At 40.1% G+C, this 6,216-nt stretch carries 3 protein-coding genes and 1 pseudogene; all 4 read left to right on the top strand.

The genetic code is table 11. From position 1 onward, the window contains the following. Positions 1 to 43 precede the first annotated feature (43 nt). Positions 44 to 862: a hypothetical protein gene (locus KKF19_02605; GenBank protein ID MBU2579820.1), complete on the top strand. Its 819-nt coding sequence runs from the start codon at positions 44 to 46 to the stop codon at positions 860 to 862. Positions 863 to 887: 25 nt separating this feature from the next. Then, positions 888 to 1,964, top strand: coding sequence for a rod shape-determining protein RodA (gene rodA, locus KKF19_02610; GenBank protein MBU2579821.1), 1,077 nt, complete (start codon positions 888 to 890; stop codon positions 1,962 to 1,964). A gap of 60 nt (positions 1,965 to 2,024) precedes the next feature. Further along, a pseudogene (locus KKF19_02615) lies at positions 2,025 to 2,117 on the top strand (MerR family DNA-binding transcriptional regulator). A gap of 751 nt (positions 2,118 to 2,868) precedes the next feature. Beyond that, positions 2,869 to 6,216: hypothetical protein (locus tag KKF19_02620; protein MBU2579822.1), on the top strand; the 3,348-nt coding region annotated here is incomplete at its 3' end.

Genomic DNA, 6,216 nt, shown 5'->3' on the forward strand with positions numbered 1-6,216 from the left:
TGTTTTCTTTACTATATTATATAAAAGCATTATAATTATTTATATGAACAGACGAGTTGTTAAACAAATTATTATTGCTTTGATTTATCTGCTAATATTATTTGGCATTGGCTTTTTAATCTACCAGTCAAAAAAACCGAAACCAACTTGTTTTGACGGAATTAGAAATCAAGAAGAAACAGAAATTGATTGCGGCGGATCTTGTTTGCCTTGCGAATTAGTCTACATTAAAGAGATAGAAGTTATTTCAACTAAAATTATTCCAAATCAAGGCGTCTTTTATGATTTTTTCGCGCAAATCAAAAATCCAAATCAAAACTACGGCAGTGGGAATGTCCCTTATGAACTTTCGTTTTATGATTCTCAAAACAAGATTGTCGCCCAGGATTCTGGTTCAACTTTTATCTTACCAAACCAGACCAAATATTTTGTTCGTGTTAAAATAGAAAGCGGCGAGCCAATTAGTTTTGCTAATCTTTCTTTTGGTCAGATAGAGTGGGAGAAAATGGTTAATTATCAGTCCCCAGAGTTAGTCATACAACAGAAAGAATACCGTCTTTTAGGAGACAATGAACCAGGATTTAGCCAAGCAAGAGGGGTCTTAATCAATAAAACAAATTTTGATTTTGAAGAAATAGATATTGATGTTTTGTTATTTGATTCATCATATCAATTGATAGGCGTTGGAGCGACTAAAATTAAAACTTTATTAGCCGGAGAAGAGCGCGAATTCGTCGTGATTTGGTTCAGCGAAATTGGAGGCAAAACTGCCTTTATGGAGATAGAAGCAGAAACCAATCTTTTTAATCCAGACAATTATATTCCTGTCGGCGGGGGAGCGGAGAAGTTTCAGGAATACTAAATTGAAAATTGAAAATTAAAGCGTTGTGTTTAACCACTTAAAAAAACTTGACTGGGTTCTTTTTTCTTCTGTCCTGCTTCTCTTGGGAGCGGGGCTTTTAATTATTTATAGCATCGGTTCGCCCGAGTCACTTATGTTTTTTAAGAAACAATTCCTTTTTGCTATTTTTGGTTTCTTCGCGATGATTGGTTTGAGTTTTCTTGATTATAGAATTTTTAAGAATTCTTATGTTTTACTCGCTCTCTATTTATTATCATTGTTTCTCTTAACGGCGGTTTTATTCGCGGGGGAGGTAAAGGGCGCCTCCAGTTGGTTCCAGTTAGGTCCTTTGGGTTTTGAGCCGATAGAATTTATTAAAATTATCATTATTTTATTTTTGGCAAAATATTTTTCCTTGAGGCATATTGAAGTATATCAAACGCGTCATTTAATTGTTTCAGGCGCGTATATCGGATTGCCCGTAATAGCTGTTTTGCTTCAGCCGGATTTTGGTTCAATCCTGGTTCTGTTCGCCGTTTGGCTTGGTATAATTTTAATTAGCGGCATTAAGCTTCGGCATTTCATTGCTCTTATTTTGATCATGATTTTACTTTTTATCGGCGGTTGGTTTGGCGTTTTAAAGGATTATCAAAAGCAGAGAATTGCCACTTTTTTAAATCCATTAGAAGATCCATATGGGGGAGGGTATCATATTAATCAGTCGCTCATTGCCGTTGGTTCAGGTGAACTATTTGGCAGAGGGCTAGATTTTAGTCCGCAAGCCGGTCTCAAATTTCTACCCGAACAACACAATGATTTTATTTTCGCAACACTTGCCGAGCAGAGAGGACTGGTTGGAGTTTTTTATTTGTTAATTATTTTTGCTTTGTTGTTTTGGAGAATAATCAAAATTGCTCTGAACGCTACAAATAATTTTTCACGGCTTTTTGCCACGGGTTTTGTGATAATGATTTTCGCCCAAATGACAATCAATATAGGAATGAATATTGCGATTCTTCCTATCACAGGATTAACTTTGCCTATGGTTAGTTATGGAGGGAGTAGTTTATGGAGTATTTTTATAGGGATGGGTATTTTGCAGAGCATCAAGGCAAGGAGTTAAAATAGATACATAAAAGATACATAAACATTATAAAACATTAATAAATTAGCATACAAAACTATGAAATACCTTACTATCAAACAAGCATCTAAACTACTTCATGTCACTCCCTTGACTCTAAGAAACTGGGATAAAAAAGGAATTTTGAAACCATATCGCAATCCGGTTAATAATTACAGAGTTTATCGTATAGAGCAGATAGAAGAATTTTTAAGGCGGATAGACCTAAGTAAAGCGCGCCAAGCGCCAAGGAAGATGGATCTGTTTTAACAAATAATTTGTAATCAGGGGACTGTCCCTCGCGGCGAGGGACAGTCCCCGAAGAAAAACTGTTTCGCAAATTGTGAGCAGTTTTTTAATTTGAAAAATAAGGATTATCCCTAAATTAATCAGGGGGCTGCCCCCGAAGAATATAATTTATAAATCTTAACCCATAAGTGTGGATAACTTATTCCACCAAATTTTTATGCTGTTTGGTAAATATTTCGTTATCCGATAACCGATAGTCATTTTTGGCTTAAATGAACGAGAAATTCCTTAACAATTAAAAAATAAAACGACAAATTTTACCCTATCCGATAATATCGGATAGGGCGCTTGACAGCGCTTGTGGGTGGATTAAAATAGAGATAGTTATAAGCGCTTACTAAGATCTCATTTAATCCGTTTGCAATGCATTGCGGGCGGGAAAATTTCATAGGAGATCTTAGAAAAATTAAATTCAGTTTTCTGCAGAAAACCAGAATTCTTTTTGATATATTCATAAAGAATTCATTTTGGTTTTCTGCTTTTTATTTTATCTATTTTATGTACTGTTATTCACTCGCTCAATGCGCCTATCAAGATATAACATCAACCCTGTTGTTATTGCTTTTGGTTGCTCCATTTTTAGTTCTTGCGATTTATGGACGAAATTAAGGACAAAACAAATCCAGTTAAATATATTTCGCTTAAAGAAGCGTCTGAACTGTGTTCTTACTCGCAGGACTATTTGAGTTTGCGCGCGCGGCAAGGCAAATTAAAGGCGGCCAAAATGGGACGCAACTGGGTCACTCGCAAGGAGTGGGTTAAAGAGTATGTTGCTAAAGCGTCAAAGCCGATAGTAAGCGAAGCAACTAAGGAGAATATAAAAGAAATTAAAGAAATCTTAAAAGATGATCTTTTAATTGTCCCTAATTTATTTAGGTTAGGATATCTTAAACTCAAGCAAACGGAATTAAATTTAGAGAATTTGACAATTTCCCCTAAGAAACTTTTTGGGGAATTTGGATGGTTTGTGAATAAGGCGCAGTTATTGATTAACGCCTTTATTTTTCGCGCGGGACAGATGAGTAAGGAAATTGATTCGCGATGCGGTCGTTTAATTGGCTTATTTGACGCCTTTATTTCTACTCTAACAAAAAAGGGCGAAGAATTGGGCGCCGCCGCCGCTCAATTGTCTGAAAGTTTAAAAACTTATCGGGAAAAAATTATCCAGCCAAAATTCGCCTTAAGCGCTATTTTGACGATTTTAATTCTTTTGAGTTCGTTTTTACTTCTTAATGGCAAGGCGCGTGCCGACCTGGCGAATTGGGCGAATGATGCCGCTAATTTTGTTTACCTCCAAGGCAAAAATATTTCTATCGCGGTGGATAATATAGGAAGTTCAATCAAAAACGCGGGAAGCGCGACGGTTGAAGCCGTCAGCCAAGCGCCTCAATTCATTGAAGAAACAACTCAAAATATTGAGGAATTACCCTTTTTAATAAGTTCAACCGCTCAAAAGACAGTTCCTACCCTTAAGGATGGGGCGGAAATAAGCGTTAAGGGTCTTCAGAAAGGAATAGAGAGCGTTTTAGTGGCCATTGAAGAGGCGCCCGGCAAAGTTATTTCTTTCGCGCGCGAGTCAAAAAAGGCATTTGCGCGCGCAAGCCGGAAAAACGAGGAAATCAAATTCGCACTGAAATCAAACCTAAAAGATGGTTTTATCGGATTTCGGTCGAAAGTTGGCAATTTACCGGACCAAACGGTAAAATCTTTATTAAAAGCAAAAAATTTACCCAGTCAATTTGCTGAATTAGGACAAAATTTATATCAAAAAATAGAGCAAGTAAAAGTCCTCCCCCGGCAAATTAGCCAGTGGGGGAGGGGGCAAAAAACGTGGGCAGAGGAATTTTGCGCGGACTTATCATTTTCTGTTTCTGAAGAAATAAAAATAGCCATCTTGTATATTTCCGATGTTCCATCCGATATATCAAAGAAAATAGCAAACACTTATCTCTCGTCCATTAATATTGTTCAGGATTTATCCGATACGCTATCCGATACACCACAAAGGGCTGTAAATAAAACAAAAAACGCCTTTTTACCCATTCAAAAATCATTAGAAAAAGGGCGATTCGCGCTATTTATAAAAATAGGCGAAACGAGGATTTTCGCATCTCTCTTCTATAATGAAGTCAAAAATAACACCATTTTGCGGCCGACCAAGGTGGTAAAAAGCGGTCTTGGAATGATAGAACAAACAACAGCCAGCATTTTTGACTCTATCATCGCGCTTGGCGAAAAAACAGTTCAAATTTCCGATAAAATTCAAGATATCCTTGGCGAGACATATATTAAAGTTGCCGAGTTTTTAATTCCGGGATATTCATTTGACGAAACGGCGGAACTTTTACCGCAAAGAACAGTTATTACAAAAACAGAAGAGCCGATTATCCAGGAAGTGGTTAAACAAGTTCAGCAAATTACTCCCAAAGTGGTCATTACTGAAGTGACTAAAGAAAAAGTCATAGAAATTACGGAAACGGTCCAGTCGGCTGATTTAGTAGAAATTAATCAAGAATTGGAAGCTATTTCAACGAGAATTACTAATTTGGCGAGTCAAATTAGTTCTCGGATAGATTACACAACTCCTTCTTACACTCCTATTTATGTGCCTTCTTCTGGTATTCAAGTCAGCGGTCATGCCTTGCTGACAACTCTCAATGTGAGCGGTTCTGGCTCAATCGGCGGTTCGTTGTCGGTTCGCGGCAACACGGGCTTTGGAGACCCGAGTATTAGCACAGATACATTTAATGTTTATTCAACCGCCACATTCAGCGAATCGGCTTCGTTTAACAGTAGCGTCAGCGCCGCCAGTTTGGGTGCGGCGACATTAAGCATTAGCGGCGACGGGACAATCGCAGGTGTCTTAACCGCTGCGACGACGACTATAAGCGATTTGACGGTTTCTGGAAATGCTATCATTTCTGGCAACGCGACTACAACTGGCGCTCATTATATCAGCGGCGACCTGACTGTTGTTGGCGCCTTTAACCAATCGGGCGCAGCAGCTGGCTTTGCCACGACCACCATTGTTGGTGACTTTACTGTTCAAGACGCAGATGGCGCAGCTCATCTTTATGTCCAAAACAACACGGGCAATCTTGGCATAGGCACTACCACCCCCGACAGCAAACTAACAACTATTGGCAGAATTCACGCTTCCTCAACGACCGAGCAATTGCGGCTTTCTTACGATGTGGAATCTTCCAAATATGCCTCGTTCACGATAGACAGCAACGGCGACCTTAACATAGACCTCGCCGCAAACAACAGCACGACAACCATCTCCGACAACCTCTCCGTCCTCGGCTATCTCAATGTGGAAGGAAACGCAACAACGACGGGGAGTCAATACATTAGTAAGGACTTAACTGTGGATGGTGATTCCACTTTCAACGGAGCAATCACCCAAACAGGCAACCTCAACATCACCGGCTACGCCTCGACGACGGCGGGACTCTTCACCCAATCCAATATCCACGCGGGGGGAACTTTCTCGGTTGACGGCGCTTCCACTTTCAACAACAACTTAACCGTCGCGGGCGCGGGCAACATTCTCTTCTCCACCTCTGGAACCATTACCCAAACAGGCGCGGGACAAATTACATTGAACGGCAACATTGACGCGACCAACGGGTTAGATGTCACGACCGCCGACTTAACCGTCGGCGGAACCAACTTTGTTGTTAACCAAGGCACAGGCGCAATCACGATTCAAGACACCAATCTCTACCGCTCGGCCGCCAACATTCTCAAAACAGATGACGACTTCATTATTGCTCTCAACGCGACCACGACCGGCTCCCACTATATCGGCGGCGACCTCGGCATTCTCGGCAACGCTTCCACAACCGGCTCAATTAATGTAGACCAAAATCTAACCGTGGACGGAACCGGCAGTTTCGCCAGCGCGAAACTGACGATTGATGGAGATGGCAATCTAACC

The organism is Patescibacteria group bacterium (assembly GCA_018830295.1).
Classification (GTDB): Bacteria; Patescibacteriota; Minisyncoccia; order Portnoybacterales; family UBA2143; genus JAHJSM01.

Bases quoted from the DNA above. Each gene is read 5' to 3' on its own strand.
- KKF19_02605 (MBU2579820.1), top strand. From the start codon at position 44: ATGAACAGACGAGTTGTTAAACAAATTATTATTGCTTTGATTTATCTG.